We start from the raw sequence: 15,222 nt of genomic DNA on the forward strand, positions 1-15,222 counted from the left end.
GACGTTCATTTTCCCGCCCCCATGAAGTACGTCATCCTTCCTCTCATCGCCTGCGCGTCGTCCTTTGCCGCAGACACCCGTGACGCCCTCTTCCAAAAGAGCATCACGGAGATGTTTCCAAAGCTCGTGGAAATCCGCCGGGACATCCACATGCATCCCGAACTTTCAAACGAGGAGGAACGGACGGCAAAGCTGGTGGCGGACCGTTTGAAGGAACTCGGATTCACCGACATCAAAACCGGCGTGGCAAAGCATGGCGTGGTGGCGCTTCTCAAAGGCACACAAGACGGCCCTTGCGTCGCCGTGCGCGCGGACATGGATGCCCTGCCCATTAAGGAACTGCGCAGCGTGCCCTACCGCTCACAAAACCCGGGCGTCATGCACGCCTGCGGCCATGATGTGCACGTGACCTGCGCGCTCGGCGTGGCTGAGCTCCTTTCCAAGCATCGCGATCAAATCAAAGGCAGCGTGAAGTTCCTCTTTCAACCCGCCGAAGAAGCGATGCCCGCCACCTTCAAAGGTGACTGGGGTGCCAAGCTGATGGTGGCCGAAGGCGCGATGGAAAATCCCAGACCGGCGGCGGTCTTCGGCCTGCATACCACGGCGGTCGTACAACCTGCGACAGTCACCGATGACGGAGTACATTACCTCAAAGCCGGGCAGGTCGGCTACACACCCGGCCTCGACAATGCGAACAGCGATCGCTTCCACATCACCATTCATGGCAAGATGGCGCACGGTTCCGCGCCACACAAAGGCGTCGATGCCATCGCCGTGGCGGCAGAGGCCATCATGGCTTTGCAGATGATCAAGAGCCGCCAGACCAACACCCGCCAGCCGCTCGTCATCAGCATCGGCACCATCACCGGTGGCGACCGCGAAAACATCGTCGCGGAGAAAGTCGAGCTCGGCGGCACCGTGCGCACCTACGATGCCGCATTTCGCGACGGCATCATCGAGCAGATGGAGCGCATCCTCAAAGGCATCACCTCCGCCCACGGCGCCACCTACGAGATGGACTACCGCAAAACCTACCCAAGCATTCGTAACGACCGCAAGCTCATCGAGGCCACGCTGCCAGCCTTCAAACGAATCGTCGGTGAGCAGAACGTCATTGAACTCATCCCAGGCATGGGCGGCGAAGACTTCAGCTACTTCGCGCAGGTGGTTCCCGGCTTCTACTTCCGCCTCGGCGTCGCGAATGAAGAGAAAGGCATGACCTACGGTGGCCACACGCCGATGTACGACTGCGATGAGGAAAGCCTCAAAACCGGCGTGGCCGTCATGGCGGCGGCAGTATGTGATTTTCTGGATGCAAACAAATGACCAGTGCGGCGACAATGGAAAGCGCACTCATCCGCGCTTCGCCCGCAGCACTTTCTCCACCTCACCCAGCGGCAGGCAGTTGATGACATCGTTGCGCGTGAGCCAGCCTTTGCGCGCGGCTTTGATGCCGTAGATCACCGCCTGCAATCCGTGCGTGCTGTGCGCATCGGGATTGATGCTGCACTTCACACCTTTCTCCTTCGCCAGCTTCCACCAGCGCCAGTCCATGTCGAGACGCCAGGCGCTGGCGTTGAGTTCAATGATCGTGCCGGTTTCCGCAGCGGCATCGATCACCGCGGCCACATTGACATGGTAGGCAGGGCGCTGCAGCAGCAGCCGGCCGGTGAGATGCCCGAGCATCGTCACATGTGGATTTTCGATGGCCCGGATGATGCGCTTCGTCATCTCGGCCTCGGGCAGATTGAAGACGTTGTGCACGGAAGCGACGACGTAGTCGAGCTGGCCCATGATCTCGTCGCTGAAGTCGAGGCTGCCATCCTTGAGGATGTCCACCTCACTGCCGGCAAAGATGCGAAAGCCCTCTTCGGCCATCTCCTCATTCAGCGCCTTGATTTCCTCGATCTGCTTCAGCAGTCGTTTTTCATCCAGCCCGTTTGCCTGAAAGGACGACTTGCTGTGATCGGCGATGCCGAGGTACTGCAGGCCGAGCTCATGTGCGGCATCCGCCATCTCGCGCAAAGTCGCGCCGCCATCGCTCGCAGTGGTGTGGTTGTGGAAGACACCACGCAGATTCTCCAGCAGGACAAGGCGCGGCAGACCGCCATGCTCCGCCGCGTCGATCTCGCCCGTGTTCTCACGCAGCTCAGGCTCGATAAAGTCGAGACCCAGTGCGCGGTAGAGCTCCGCCTCATCATGAACCGGTGGTATGACCGGCGCATCCGCATGATCCGGTACCGGAGTGAAGGCATACTCATTGAGCGACCACCCACGCGCAAGCGCACGCTGGCGGATCGCCACATTGTGCTCCTTGCTGCCGGTGAAGTAGACGAGCGCAAAGGGGAACTCCTTGCTCGACACGGCACGCAGATCGCACTGCACCCCGTGGGTGACATGCACGCTGGCTTTCGTCGGCCCTTTGGCGATGACATCCACCACCAGCGGCAGTTGCACAAAATCATCGATGACCAGCTCCGGCTTCCGTGTTGCCACGAGGAAATCAAGATCATGCACCGTCTCCTTGCCTCGGCGGAAACTGCCGCACACCTCCGCGTGCGAGACGTTCGGATGCTGACGCAGCGCCTCCAGAATCTCCAGCACCAGCGGCTGCACCAGATCCATGCGAAACTCAGACGCATGCTGCTCACGGAAGGCGATGCTCTCGAGAATCTTCTCCACCGTCTTGCCGCCAAAGCCGGAGAGCTTCGCCGCCTCGCCGCTCTCGCAGGCGCGCTTCAGATCGGCGATGGATGAGACTCCAAGCTCCGCATGCAGCGCGGCCACCTTCTTCGGCCCGAGTCCCTGCACATCAAACAATTCAAAGAGCGTGTCCGGAAATTCAGCCTTCAGCTTCTCATAGAACTCCAGCCTCCCCGTTGTCGCCATTTCATGCAGCTTGTCCCGCAGCGCCTCGCCCAGGCCCTTGATGCCCGCGAGCTGGTTCTCAGCCGCCAGTTTCATGATGTCGCCGCTGTAGCTTTCCACGATCTCCGCACCCGTGCGGTAGGCTCGTACTTTAAAGCTGTTTTCCCCTTTGAGTTCGAGCAGCAGGGCGATGCGTTCAAAGATGGTGGCGGCGTCTTCGCGTGTCATGCCCACATCATGGCGTGAGTTGCTGTGAGGTGAAGCGCGAAAATGGCCATTAAGCCTCTTTGCTGCCGTTCATCGGTTTTTCCAAGGTCTTCAGCCGCCGCAAAGCGTCCGGCATCTTCGAAACGGCGATCCACCGGCGCGTCTCCTGCTTGCCCAATGCCGGAGGATAACCCAGCACCCTGCCGCCCGCCGCGGCATCGCGCACCACACCTGATTTGGCATGAAGTCCGCGCTCTCCCGGCACAGAGCCTGTTATCTCGTGGCAGGCAGCGGCACCATCCGCTGCAGTTCCGTGTCCCAGACTTTGAGCCGCAGACAGCGCATGATATCTCGCGGGCTCAGGCTTGTCACCTTCGGCTTCTGCAGTTCAGGCATGGCCTTCAGCACTTCAGGCAGGCGGTAGAATGGAATGCGTGCGTTCAGGTGATGGATGTGATGGTAGCCGATGTTGGCCGAAAACCACGCCATCAGCTTGCTGGTCTTCATGTAGCTGGAAGAATCCAGCGCGGCACGCTCATACGTCCAGCCCGCCTTGTCGTAAAAAGCCACGTCCGGAAAATTGTGCTGGGCATAGAAGAGGTAGGACCCGATGGCATACGTGATGAAATGCGGAATCACCTGAACCAGCAGCCACATCTGCCAGCCAAAAAAATAGACCAGCGCTGCGGCGATACCTCCGTGGACCAGCAGTGCCACCAGACAGTCCAGATGCTGCCGGGGCTTCATCACAAACGGACGCAGGCACATGCCGTGCAGGAACACAAAGATGTATCCAAAGAGGATCGTCAGCGGATGACGCATGAAGAGATAGATCAACCTCGCCGATTTGGACGCCTTCAAATAATGCTCCTTCGTCATGATCGGGAAGGACCCGATATGCGACCCCTTGATCTTGGAGTTGTGATTGTGATGATGATTGTGGGAGCTGCGCCAGATGCTGCTGGGACTCAGGGCGAGAATGCCAAAGCCACGCATCATCCATTCCGCGAGCTTGGAATTCGGCAGGATCGCGTTGTGCTGCTGATCATGATAGATGACAAACAAACGCAGCAGCAGCAGCCCTGAAAGCACGCTGAGCGCCAGCTTCGCCCCAAGGTAGGGGATCCAAAGCGTGCCGGCAATCACCGCCAGCCAGAGCGCGCTCGTGGAAAGGAGGTACCACCAGCTTTTGACGGGGTCGTCCACGGTGAAAGGCTTGGTGGCCAGGATAAGCTCGGTGCCCGTCCTGTTTCTGCCGCCAAGAGTGATGGTATCCGCTAACGCCAGGCCACTAGTCATGTGGATTCTACATGACCATCACTATGGCTCAAAAGCAAGCCTTCTTTCCTACGCCTGAGCAGAATGCAGGCCAAAATAAAGCACTTCAAACCCAGCCCATGATGCGATAGGCCCACCAGCCAATCATTTCATGCATCCAGACCTCAAAATGGCACAGGTTGGTGGCATTCGGGACATGCAGCCATTTCACTCGGTGCTCACGCATGGCCTCGCTGTTGTAGTTGCAGGGCACAGCCACAACCGAGGTGCCGGCAGCCTCAAAAACGGCTCTGGCGCGGGTCATGTGGTAGGCGGAGGTCACCAGCGCCACCTTCTGCCACCCATGTTTGACCGCCAACGCAGACACTTTGACGGCCTCATCGTGTGTATCCAGACAATTGCCCAGACTTTGCACCGGAACCGGTGAGAGCTGCCACTCTGCCAGCCAGAGTTTGACAGCATCCGCCTCAGACTCAATGCCGGAAGCCGTGTTCAAACTACCACCACCCACGACCAGCAGCTTGGCTTTCCCTTTCTTCGCAAGCATCAAGCCGGTAAACAATCGGTCGGACCCTCCCTTGAAATGAATGCCTGCCGGTTCGTTGTTCGAAGGCTCCACGCCGCCACCTAGGACGATGACCGCGTCACACACTGGCAAGGCCGCCAGATCCACAGGAGGCCACTCGGATTCCAAGCCAGCCAGCAATGAATGCGACAAGGCTGTGGCGGATGTGAGTGTCAGCAGCAGCCACGCGGTGCACGGCAGAATCATCGCCCTCCATCGGCGGCGACGGATCATGACCACATTCCATGCAGAAAGCATGAGCCAGATGAGTCCAGTAGGTTCTAGGAAATCGGCCAGGGATCTGAGGAGGGAGGTCATAAGCGGCGTTGGAGGCGGGAACTGCACAAGGCGACCAGGAAGGTGCTCGCAATGAGCAGCGTGCTGAGGGCGTTGATCATGGGCAGGCTGCGGCTGGTTTTCATCATGCTGGCGACGCGCAATGGCAGCGTGGTGGTGCCGGGCCCGGAGACAAAGAAGGTGATGACATAATCGTCAATCGAAAGCGTGAAGGCCAGCAGCCCGCCGGCCAGCACCCCCGGCAGGAGAAGCGGCAGCAGCACTTTTCGCACGGCCTTGGCCTGGGTAGCCCCCAGATCACGGGCGGCATCCAGCAGGGTGAAATCAAAATCCTGCAGTCGCCCCAGCACCACCATCGTCACAAAACTCAGGCAGAAGGTGACGTGCGCAATCCAGATGGTAAGCAGCCCGGTCTCAATCCCCGTGAGAACAAACAAGGCCAGCAGTGACATGCCCATGAGAATGTCCGGCATCACCAGCGGCAGCGTGATCAGCATGTGGTGCACGTTTTGCAGCCAGGAGCGGAACCGATGCAGCGCATAGGCCGCCAGCGTGCCCAGCACCATCGCCGCCAGCGAGGCGGAGACGGCGATCTTGAGCGTGATCCAGAGCGATTCCCACACCTCTCCCGCAGCCCACAGCTTCTCATACCAGTTCCAGGTGAAGCCCTCCCACTCACCGCCAAAACGCGAAGCATTGAACGAATTCACCACGAGAACCCCCAGCGGGGCGAACAAAAACAGGATCACTCCACACGTGATCACCGCAGGCAGCCAGGAGCGCTTCATTCCGCCTCCTTTCGGCCAAACTGCTGCCAGAGCACGATGACGACCATGGGCACCAGCACGGCCAGCATCAGCCCGCCAGCCAGCGCGCTGGCATGCGGCAGATTGCGGTCTGAAAACACGCGCTGGGCGATCTTGCTGCCGAGCATTTCATCCGTGGTGCCGCCCACCATCTGCGGAATGACGTACTGCCCCAGGCAGCAGACAAACACCATGACCGCCGCAGAGATGATGCCCCGGCGCACACCGGGGACGAACACCTTGGAAAACGCACGCCAGGGCCCGGCCCCAAGATCACGCGCGGCATCCAGCAGGCCAAAATCAAACTTCTCCGCTGCAGCATAGAGCGGCAGGATGGCAAACGGCAGCTGCGTGTAAATGAGCACCAGCAGCACCGTTCCCGCATGGTTCAGCAGCACGGCGTTTTCTGGAATGAGATGCAGCCCGATGAGCAGCTTGGTCAGCGGTCCTTCGGGATGCAGCAGGGATTTCCACGCAAAGATGCGGATCAGGAAATTTGACAGAAACGGAATGACGACAAGCAGCAACAGCACCTGCCGCATGCGCTGCCCGGCACGCGCCATCTGGAAAGCCACCGGCAGTGCCAGCGCCAGACAGACCAGAGTCGTCGCTCCGCTGAGCCAGCACGTGCGCCACAGGATGGGCAGGTAGGCGGGATCTTGTAATTCACGCAGTGTGGCCAGCGTCCAGCCCGGCCCGACACCTCCCTGCAAATCTGCCGGCCGAAAAGCGGTGAAAATGACAAGAATGGCAGGGATCACAAAAAACACGGCAAGCCAGGTGAGGGAGGGCAATGAAATCAGCCACTGCCTGGCAGAACGGGATTCGAGGCTCATGCCTCCCCCTCCAGCCGTACAACGCGGCCTTCATCCGGATGAAAACTCATCCACACTTCCGCACCGCGTGCGGGATCCACCTCCCCGCCGCTGAAGCGGCTGCGCTGCAGCTGGGCCAGGATGCTGTGTTCTCCAGCACAAATGCGGTAGCGGGTGTGTGAGCCGAAGTACGCGATGTCCTCCACCACCCCGCGGAAGGCGTTCACCCGCTCACCACTGGGCGGGCGGGTCAGCGTGAGGCTGATTTTTTCCGGCCTCACCATGAGACGCAGCGTTTGGTTCACCGTGACCGCGCCATGGCTGATCACCAGCGGACTGCCCAGTCCCTCCACCTGCACGCGCACATGGCCTTCGTCCTGCACTTCGACCACGACCCCCGTGAAAAAATTGGCGTCGCCAATGAATGAGGCCACAAAGCTGCTGCGCGGTGTTTCATACAGGCTCTCCGGTGAGTCCACCTGCTCCACCCTGCCAGCATTCATCACAGCGATGCGATCGCTCAGGCTCATCGCCTCACCCTGATCATGGGTCACATAGATGAAGGTGGTGCCGATCTGCTCGTGGATCGTGTTCAGCTCCATGAGCATGTGCTGGCGGAGTTTGAGATCCAGCGCGGCCAGCGGCTCGTCCAGCAGCAGCACCTGGGGGCGGTTCACCAATGCTCGTGCAATGGCCACCCGCTGCCGTTGCCCGCCACTGAGCTGCGCGGGGCGCTTGCGTGCATGCTCGCTGAGGCGCACGAGTTCGAGCATGCGCTCCACACCGCCGCGAATCTCCTCGCGCGGACGGCGGCTCATCCGCAGCCCGAAGGCAATATTCTCCCAGACGCTCAGATGCGGAAAGAGCGCGTAGTTTTGAAACACCGTGTTCACCGGGCGCACTTCCGGGGGCAGCGCGGTGATGTCCCTCCCCCCCACTAAAATCCGCCCGCGCTCAGGCCGTTCAAACCCCGCAATCATCCTCAGCAGCGTGGTTTTGCCGCAGCCGCTGGGCCCGAGAAGTGAAAACGATTCCCCCTGCGCCACGGTCAACGAAACATCATCCACGGCACGCTGGGAGCCGAAGGTTTTGGAAACGTGATCAATAACGAGAAAATCTTCCATGCAGGGATGGGACGGCACTTTAGCGTGAAAAGAATGGATGTGGCAAGAAGCTTGCGGGATTCGCTGGAACGGGCCAGCTTTACCCGATGTCATCCCGTTTTGAAATTCTGCGTCCTCTGGAAGAGGATACCGCAAGCAAGCTCTTGCTCGTCCGCGACAACAAGCGCGGCGATGAACTGCGGCTGAGGCGCTTCAAAACCACCAAACCAGAGGAAATCGAGGGCCTGCAGGAATTGTTCCGCCAGCTTGCCCCGCTGCAAAACCCGCATCTGGACCGGCTGATCGATTTCGGTTCCGACAAAGACGGCTTCTACACCATTGTGGCCGGGGCGCTGCCGGGAGAAACGCTGACCGAAGTGCTGGAACGCGGCCCTCTCACCGAGAAGGAGTTTGAATCCGTGGCACGACAGCTCCTGGACGCGGTTTCAGCCCTTCATGAAGACGCCATCGTCCACGGCAGCCTGCGCCCTGATTATGTACGCATCTCCGGCAAATCCGCCGCTGACTGGCAGGTGACACTGCACGGCTTTGGCCAGGGCTTCGCGGCTCGGAATGACAGCAAGGAGGAGCAAATCCGCGCCTACCGCTGCACCGCCCCCGAACAATGGCAGGATGGCACCACCCGCCGCCGCACCGACGTCTACGCTCTTGGCTGCATCCTGTATGAAGCGCTCACCGCAAGACCTCCTTTTGACGGCCGCGTTCTGAAGGAACTGCGGCTGAAGCACCTCGGCCATGATCTGGCACCTCTGCAAAAACTCGCCTCCCATGTGCCGGGCTGGATGTGCGCCTGGGTGATGCACCTGATGGCGGCCGACCCTGAGCAACGTCCGCGCAAGGCGGGCGCAGCGAAGGAATTGTTCGAGCGCCGTGAAGCGCCCAACCTGCCGGAACTTCCATCCACTCGTGCGGAACTCGCAGAGAACGCCCCGCCACCGCCGCCCGTCAATCTTATCCAGCCGCAGGTTTCTGCTCCCGTCGTCCTGCCCAATCCTCAGCAAGGAGCGCGCAATGCGACGTCCAGCACGATCCCTATTTCCCCGGGAATGCACGTGGCCGCCAACAGGCCCCAACGCCCCGCAGCACCCCTGATGCCCGCACAGCGCAAAATCTCCGCGCCTATGCCGCGCCAGCCGGCGGCTCCAGCAGCTCAGTCAACGCCCCTGGCAGACGCACTGGCCAAAATCAAAAGCAACAAGCCCGTCGTCATCGCCGCCGCGGCGATCGTGCTCCTGCTGGCCATCTTCGTTCTGCCGCGCTGCGGCCAGAAGACCGCACCGACAAAACCCGGCGCGACGCAGAAAAAGCATTGAGCTGAACTTATGACATCAAGTTTGAGGTGAATGCAGGGCACTCCGCTCGGCTTTGCGTCTTTTTGCGGCCGGTCAGCGACAACGAATGAAGCAGGCACTGCCGCCTGCTTCACGCCTTCCACCCATCACACGGACACACTCCATCAAATGGACATGAGGAAATCGATGAGCTGCTGCACCTGCTGCTTGTTGAGTTTCAGATAACGGTCCTTGGAAGCCTTCGCTTCGCCGTCGTGGGCTTTGATCGCTTCGTCGATGGTCGCAGCACGGCCATCATGCAGATAGGGCGCGCTGGCACGCAGGCCCCAGAGCGGCGCGGTCTTCATCTCACGCACGTCTGCTGCGCCCTGGGCAATGCCGTCTCCGAGCGTTCCCATGTCATGCAGCAGCAGGTCGGAGAAAAGCCACACCTCCTGCCGGTTCAGCGCAGTCACTTTGTTCGGCCCGGTGATCATCAGCGGCACATGGCAGACGGCGCATCCGGTGTTTTGAAACACGCTGCGTCCGGCAGCAGCGGAATGGGTGGGCGGCAGGCGTGGCGGTGCGCCAAGGAAGCGCATGAAGTCGGCCACGCGGTCGATGTCTCCCCTGCCCGTGGCCGGATTGACAACATCTTCGGGATCCACCACCGTGTCATACTGCGCCAGCAGCTGAGCGTTGCCGTTCGGAGCATTTTCCACCGGAAACAGGCGGCTGGTGATGCCCATTTCATTCAAGTAGACATCCCCCGCAAAACTCAGCAGCGTGGCCTGCTGGGCTTTCCACCCAAAGCGCCCGATGAGAGTCTTCCCCGTGGCAGCATCCGCCACTTTGGACACCTTTCCCAGCACACCATCAAACGGCATGCGCCTCACATTTTGCAGGATTTGATCATCGGGGATGGCCTCGATGAGACCAAGGCCAAAGAGCGGGGTGGAATTGCGTTGCGCCACCACATTGGCCTCCGGCGGCACCACCTCATGCAGCACCGAATTGATCTCCATCTCCTGCTGCAGGGAACCCCCGAGTGAGACGAGCGGATTGAACACGCCGCCATCCACACGGCCAAAACGTGTCACATTGATGGCGCTGCCGCCACCGGTCACAGGCGCGCTGTGGCATGTCACACACGATGAGCGGTTGAAGATGGGCCCCAGGCCGCCAGCCTCGGTTTCCGCATCTTCGAAATCATCTTTGCCATCAAGGAAGGTCGCCACCTGCGCCTTGGTGAGCCCCGGCAGCGGATCACCAACCTGCGGCGGGTTCATGCCGTTCGGTGGCGCTCCTGGAGGATGGGGCGGCTGCTGCGGGCGGTGGGACGGATGCTTGGGCGGCTGCGCCATGACATGCAGCGCTAAAGGACATGCCAGGGCAAGTGCGAGATATGAGGTGATGCGGATCGCTTTCATGACAAGATTGGGTTGGCTGCTGTCACGCTTGTGCGTGATCTCGTTGACCGGAGAAATCCCGCGCACCGAAAATCGTTACTCACATTCTCTCATCCCCATCATCCCATGACTCTGAAGCTCCTCTTCAAATACCTGCTCAGCGCCGGCATCATCACCCTGGTGAGCGAGATGGTGAAACGCAGCGACAAACTCGGCGCCCTGCTGGCGGCGCTGCCGTTTGTCAGCGTCATCACACTCTTCTGGGTTCACTACGAAAGCACCCCGGAAACGCGGGACCAGAAGACAGCAGACCACATGTACTACATCTTCTGGTATGTGCTACCTACGCTGCCGATGTTTCTGCTCTTCCCGGTGTTTCAGCGCTGGTGGGGCTTCCACGGCGCGCTTGGCGGCAGCGCGGTGCTCACGCTGCTGCTGTTTGCGCTGCTGCGCGCCATCACCGCACGCTTTGGTTTGATGCTGTGAGCCTGCCGCTTGACTGAACGTCCGGGCGCATGCTTGATCCGGTCATGACCGATAAGAACCACTGTCGCTGGGGCATCCTGGGTGCCGCTTTCATCGCCCGTAAAAACTGGCAGGCCATTCGTGACGCCGGCAACGCCACGCTCATCGCGGTGGCCAGTCGTGACCTCTCACGCGCACAGGCCTTCATTGCGGAATGCCAGGGCAGCGCACCGCATCCGGCCGTGCCGGAGGCGATGGATGACTACGCGGCTCTCCTGGCACGCACGGACATTGACGCCGTGTACATCCCGCTGCCCACAGGACTGCGCAAAGAATGGGTGATCCGCGCCGCGCAGGCCGGCAAGCATGTGCTGGTGGAAAAACCGGTGGGCGTGACCGCGGTGGATGTGGCGGAGATCATCGCTGCGTGCGATCATCACGGCGTGCAGTTCATGGACGGTGTGATGTTCATGCACGGACGACGCTTGAAGCGCCTGCGCGAGGTCGTGGACCACGACGTCGGCAAGGTGCGCAACATCGCCACGCAGTTCAGCTTCATGAGCGATGAGGAATTCCAGCGCAGCAACATCCGCGCACATGGCAGGCTCGAGCCACTGGGCTGCCTGGGAGATCTGGGCTGGTACTGCCTGCGCTTCACACTCTGGGCCATGAACTACGCCACGCCCGTGCAGGTGACGGGCCGCATCCACGCGGAAACGCAGCAGACCGCCGATTCACCAGCGGTACCGCTGGAATTCTCCGGCACACTGAGCTTTGCAGATGGAGCCAATGCCTCCTTCTACTGCTCCTTCACCACAACCAATGCGCAGTGGGCCATCGTCAGCGGTGACAAAGGGCTGCTGCAGGTCTCGGACTTTGTGCTGCCCTTCTCCGGCCCGCAAACGAAGTACAGCCTCACCCGCTCCGACTTCGCACTCGATCGCTGCCAGGCCCACATGCACGAAGGGCGGCAGATCGAAGCCCTCGATGAACCCAGCAGCAACGCTCCCGGCTCGCAGGAGGCTGGGCTGTTTCACACCTTTTCCCAGCTCGTGATCGATGGCGAAATCAATGCGCACTGGCCCAAGATCAGCCTGCTCACACAACGCGTGCTGGATGCATGCCTGGTTTCAGCCAAAGAGGGCTCGCGCGTGATCTCTCTGAACGACTGATCAAAGATCAATCACGGTCCCTTCACTTGGTGACATCAGAGGGCAGTCTCAGTCAACCAGCTCTCCATCACTGCTTCGCGCGCTTCAGGCAAGTCGGCTCAGACCAGCTCCAAAACTGCGGCTCCAGCAGTTTCTCATAGTTCGCGGCAGTGGAGTCGAGGTGGCTGTGGGCACCGTCCTTGTCAGCCTTGACGCTGCCTTTGAGCTGACCGGATCTGATGGCTGCAGCCACGGCATCGTGATTGATCCCCCACGTATAGAGCACCCCGCTTTCGGCCGTGCGCATGAGAAACAGGGAGGCAGCGCCGGGCTTTTTGGCATCGCGCTCCTGCGCGACGGCAAAGCTGAGCTTGATCTTGGATTCAGCGGTGGCGCGGCGGATGCGGAACTCGATAGGTTTGGCGTCCTTTTTGCCAGGCTCGGTCAGCACCAGGAGGCCTTGCGCAGCGTTGGCAACGGTGAACTGCACCGCGTCGTCATCACCCTCATCCACCGGCGTCCAGGTGCCATCCCAGTCCGCGACTTTGAGAACGGCAGGCTTGAGACCGAAGTCATCGTTGACCGTGGTCTCCGGGCAGGCCGTGAGTACGCAGGCAAGCAGGGCCGCTGCAAGGCCACGAAAAAGTGTTTTCATCTCGGTGGAGGTGCAGGTGGACTGCCCGCAGGGAGCTGGTCACGCAGTTGGTTGGTCGCCCCTGGCGGTAAAGAGAGCGAGACACCGCTGCCGCGTGGCACACGGCTCTCCGGTGGCGCACTGACCTCCACCGGAGGCGTGGGCACAGGGATCGCCTTGGGCACATCAGGCTCAACAGCCGTAGCTTTGGGCGCAGCTGCAGGTACGGGTACAGGTTTGGCGGCTGCGGCAGCGGTTGAAGGCTGGCTCGGGGCTGTGGCCTCCACCGGGGCTGGCGTGTGCTTTTTCTGCCAGAGCGCGGAGCCGGAAAGATGCGCACACATCGCACCGATGACCATGGAGCCGCTGAGAAACACGGCGGCCTTCAGCCAGATGGGCACGTCCTCACGCACGATGAGATGCGCAGGCAGCGTGGGGGGCGCACTGGCGGCGGCAAGAGCCCAGTCGGGCGCCTCGGGCGGGGAGGGTTCGCCGCCATTGCGAAAGAGCAGCTCGGCAAAGCCGATGGTGGGCTCGTCTCCGCCCCTGGCCGCACCACCGGAGGTGAGCGCAACCGGGGATGTGCGGGATGAATCGATTCCCAATGGGGCTGAGACCTCACGCTTCAATGGCGCTTTGGAAACGGTAACTGTTTGGAGACGTGGCTTCAAGCCAGGGCTCACCGCAGGTTCTGTGCCGCCTGCTCGCACGGGTTCGCCGGGTTTGGCCAGGTCATAATGTTGAATGATTCGTGCGTAGCGGGCCAGGAAGTCACTGCGCTGTGCCGGCTTGGCCTCCGCCACCTTGGCGATCTCATCGTCCAGCAGGCGCGCCACGGTTTCGCGCTCGCGCGCACCGCCCATGGGTTCGGCTTGAATGCCGAGGGGCGGCTCAAAACCGAGGAGAAATTTGCACAAGGCCGCGAGCCACCCACCATGCCATGCGGTGGTGCTGTTACCTTCGCGTGCAGGTGGCAGGAGCACCGCAGGATCGGTGCCGCGCCCGGACATGGACGCGAGCGTGGGATGCGCACGCACGATGATGTTGAAAGCGGGCCACTCGTTGAGCTTGGAGACGAGCAGCTTGGTGCTGCGCGAATCTTCGCGGGCAAATCCGGTGAGCAGAAAGATGTCCTCCAGCCGCAGTTTGGTGGCGGGCAGCGTTGATTTGTCCAGCTGCGTGAGTGCGGTGTCCAGACCAGCAAGCACAAGGTAGGCCTCCTGCACTTCCAGGCAGTGGCGCTCCCGCATGAGCTCCGCGAGACTGATCCCCTCGGCATTTTCTTCCGCGAGGCAGGTGATGTCCTCGGACTCATTGACGAGCGCGAGAGTGATGAGGCTGGAATTGTCGCGCTGTTTGGTGATCTTGAAGGCAGCGTCATCCGCCTCCTTCACGCGGGCATGGGAGATGCGCGCCGGCGGCACCTGTTCGATGAGCACGGATCGTCCCGTCTTCGTCAGCGTCCCGCGCATGCTGTAGGGATTGGCCATGTCGAGGCGCTGGCTCTGAATGCGCACTAGATTGACCAGGCCGCGTGCCACGTCCTGATAGCCGGCCAGCAGCGGGGCCAGCAGTGCGCGTGGTTTCTGCGCCGTGGGGATTTCCCCGGACAGCTGCGCTGGCGCAAGCTTTTGCAAACTGGTGCGCAGCTCGCGCATGGCGGCGATCACACCCACGCCCGCGCTGGAAAGGCAGGCCCCCAGAAGTTCGGCAAAATCCGCCACCGCGAGGGCGTGGTCCGGCAGCGTGCCTCCCTGCTCCACGAGGAAGGTGCGGAGAAATTTGGCCTGCTTTTCAAAGCTGGTCTTCAGCGCTCGCTTTTTTTCGGCATCGGACTCGATCACATGATAATCCGCCGCCAGCACCTGCACGGCCTGCTGCGCGGTCTGCACAATACGCAGTCCATCGAGCGGAGATTCAGAGAGAAACTCGCCGCGTTCACACAGCGCCACCGCAGTCTCCATCGCACGGGTGGCGATCATGATGGCGAGCCAGCCGGGAATGTCCTGCAGCCGTGCGAGGTAGGGTCTCAGAGCCTCCCCGTCCACATTGCTGGTGATGTAAAAAGGATTCCCCTCGTCTTCGCCAAACTCAATCAACCGCGCCAGCGCGGGGTGTCCGCGCTTTTGCAGCAGCTTGCAGGACTCCTCAAAGGCAGCACGGCTCTGCAAGGGCTCCAGCAGCACATGGCAGTGCACGTATTCCAGTCGGTCCAGGTCAAACGCCAGCACCGCCACCTGCTCGGAATTACGAACCAGCTCGACGTTGTTGCCGTCGGCGTCCTGAACGATTTGATAATGTCTGAATAGACTCGGCTCCGGCATGGGGGCGC

General features: G+C 61.0%; 14 protein-coding genes. 4 read left to right on the plus strand and 10 right to left on the minus strand.

Annotation, left to right across the window (positions count from 1 at the left end):
- Positions 1–21: 21 nt before the first annotated feature.
- Complete coding sequence (locus ACILSL_RS08920) at positions 22–1,326, plus strand: M20 family metallopeptidase (protein WP_395731662.1); 1,305 nt, start codon at positions 22–24, stop codon at positions 1,324–1,326.
- 27 nt (positions 1,327–1,353) lie between these two features.
- On the opposite strand, the gene polX is transcribed toward ACILSL_RS08920, so the two are convergent.
- The 7 genes from polX to ACILSL_RS08955 form a co-directional block, all read right to left on the minus strand.
- Positions 1,354–3,096: a DNA polymerase/3'-5' exonuclease PolX gene (gene polX, locus ACILSL_RS08925; RefSeq protein WP_395731663.1), complete on the minus strand. Its 1,743-nt coding sequence runs from the start codon at positions 3,094–3,096 to the stop codon at positions 1,354–1,356.
- 49 nt (positions 3,097–3,145) lie between these two features.
- Positions 3,146–3,340 carry a hypothetical protein gene (locus ACILSL_RS08930; RefSeq protein WP_395731664.1) on the minus strand — a complete coding sequence of 65 codons (195 nt, stop codon included), beginning with the start codon at positions 3,338–3,340 and terminating at the stop codon, positions 3,146–3,148.
- Positions 3,341–3,348: 8 nt separating this feature from the next.
- The gene (locus tag ACILSL_RS08935; protein WP_395731665.1) at positions 3,349–4,374 is read right to left on the minus strand and encodes a fatty acid desaturase family protein; all 1,026 of its coding nucleotides are present in this window, start codon (positions 4,372–4,374) and stop codon (positions 3,349–3,351) included.
- An 85-nt stretch (positions 4,375–4,459) separates the two neighbouring features.
- On the minus strand, positions 4,460–5,152 hold the full coding sequence (locus ACILSL_RS08940) for a YdcF family protein (RefSeq protein ID WP_395731666.1): 693 nt from the start codon (positions 5,150–5,152) through the stop codon (positions 4,460–4,462).
- 80 nt (positions 5,153–5,232) lie between these two features.
- Positions 5,233–6,003 carry an ABC transporter permease gene (locus ACILSL_RS08945; RefSeq protein ID WP_395731667.1) on the minus strand — a complete coding sequence of 257 codons (771 nt, stop codon included), beginning with the start codon at positions 6,001–6,003 and terminating at the stop codon, positions 5,233–5,235.
- Complete coding sequence (locus ACILSL_RS08950; RefSeq protein WP_395731668.1) at positions 6,000–6,857, minus strand: ABC transporter permease; 858 nt, start codon at positions 6,855–6,857, stop codon at positions 6,000–6,002. The genes ACILSL_RS08945 and ACILSL_RS08950 overlap by 4 nt, the downstream gene beginning before the upstream one ends.
- On the minus strand, positions 6,854–7,960 hold the full coding sequence (locus ACILSL_RS08955) for an ABC transporter ATP-binding protein (protein ID WP_395731669.1): 1,107 nt from the start codon (positions 7,958–7,960) through the stop codon (positions 6,854–6,856). Before ACILSL_RS08955 ends, ACILSL_RS08950 begins: the two co-directional genes overlap by 4 nt.
- An 86-nt stretch (positions 7,961–8,046) precedes the next feature.
- Here ACILSL_RS08955 and ACILSL_RS08960 point away from each other — a divergent pair, with 86 nt between their 5' ends.
- Positions 8,047–9,273 carry a serine/threonine protein kinase gene (locus ACILSL_RS08960; protein WP_395731670.1) on the plus strand — a complete coding sequence of 409 codons (1,227 nt, stop codon included), beginning with the start codon at positions 8,047–8,049 and terminating at the stop codon, positions 9,271–9,273.
- Between the two features lie 143 nt (positions 9,274–9,416).
- On the opposite strand, the gene ACILSL_RS08965 is transcribed toward ACILSL_RS08960, so the two are convergent.
- The gene (locus ACILSL_RS08965; protein WP_395731671.1) at positions 9,417–10,661 is read right to left on the minus strand and encodes a di-heme oxidoredictase family protein; all 1,245 of its coding nucleotides are present in this window, start codon (positions 10,659–10,661) and stop codon (positions 9,417–9,419) included.
- Between the two features lie 105 nt (positions 10,662–10,766).
- Here ACILSL_RS08965 and ACILSL_RS08970 point away from each other — a divergent pair, with 105 nt between their 5' ends.
- Entirely contained in the window at positions 10,767–11,126 is a 360-nt protein-coding gene (locus ACILSL_RS08970; protein WP_395731672.1) for a DUF3147 family protein, read from the plus strand.
- A 44-nt stretch (positions 11,127–11,170) separates the two neighbouring features.
- Positions 11,171–12,277 carry a Gfo/Idh/MocA family protein gene (locus tag ACILSL_RS08975; protein WP_395731673.1) on the plus strand — a complete coding sequence of 369 codons (1,107 nt, stop codon included), beginning with the start codon at positions 11,171–11,173 and terminating at the stop codon, positions 12,275–12,277.
- Between the two features lie 67 nt (positions 12,278–12,344).
- Here ACILSL_RS08975 and ACILSL_RS08980 read toward each other — a convergent pair whose 3' ends face one another.
- Together ACILSL_RS08980 and ACILSL_RS08985 are read right to left on the minus strand one after the other, a co-directional pair.
- The gene (locus tag ACILSL_RS08980) at positions 12,345–12,911 is read right to left on the minus strand and encodes a hypothetical protein (protein WP_395731674.1); all 567 of its coding nucleotides are present in this window, start codon (positions 12,909–12,911) and stop codon (positions 12,345–12,347) included.
- Positions 12,908–15,214 (minus strand): hypothetical protein, encoded by a 2,307-nt coding sequence (locus tag ACILSL_RS08985; protein WP_395731675.1) that lies wholly within the window; start codon positions 15,212–15,214, stop codon positions 12,908–12,910. The genes ACILSL_RS08980 and ACILSL_RS08985 overlap by 4 nt, the downstream gene beginning before the upstream one ends.
- Positions 15,215–15,222 lie beyond the last annotated feature (8 nt).

The organism is Prosthecobacter sp. (assembly GCF_044222345.1).
Classification (GTDB): domain Bacteria; phylum Verrucomicrobiota; class Verrucomicrobiia; order Verrucomicrobiales; family Verrucomicrobiaceae; genus Prosthecobacter.